Annotated in this window: 1 protein-coding gene; it reads left to right on the top strand. The window is 59.3% G+C overall.

Features of this window, described 5'->3' with window-relative positions; genetic code table 11:
• Nucleotides 1–114: 114 nt before the first annotated feature.
• Nucleotides 115–536 (top strand): pyridoxal-phosphate dependent enzyme (locus tag JK635_RS29060; protein ID WP_498043887.1); only part of this gene is annotated, 422 nt, incomplete at its 3' end.

Below are 536 nucleotides of genomic sequence, written 5' to 3'. Positions count from 1 at the left end.
AGACTGCCGCCAAGCCGGTCAAGAAGGACGAGGCGAAGAAATCCTGAGCCGATCAACGAAGGCTGCATCAGCCCCGCCATCGCGGGGCTTTTTCATGGGCAGGACTCTTTCCGAATGCAGCGGGGCTTTCGGCGGCTGCTGGCATCTCCGATTAAAATGCTGTTTTACTTAACGTGGATGCACACCACCATGCACTATCCCACCATCGAAGACACCGTAGGCAATACCCCCCTGGTCCAGTTGAAGCGCATACCAGGAGAAGAGGCTGCCCGGCGCAACAATGTCATTCTGGGCAAGCTGGAAGGCAATAACCCCGCAGGCTCCGTAAAGGACAGGCCAGCATTGGCCATGATCAAAGGCGCCGAGGCGCGCGGCGAGATCAAGCCCGGTGACACACTGATTGAGGCGACCAGCGGCAACACCGGCATCGCGCTGGCAATGGCGGCCTCGATGCGCGGTTACAAGATGGTGCTTCTGATGCCCGAGAATCTAAGCCTTGAGCGGCGTCAGAGCATGGCGGCGTACGGTGCGCAGAT

Origin of the sequence: Neobacillus paridis, assembly GCF_016765675.1 — a bacterium.
GTDB lineage: Bacteria > Bacillota > Bacilli > Bacillales > Cytobacillaceae > Neobacillus > Neobacillus paridis.
Note: the sequence above shows the minus strand (reverse complement) of the source record. Positions and strands in the feature narration are given on the sequence as shown.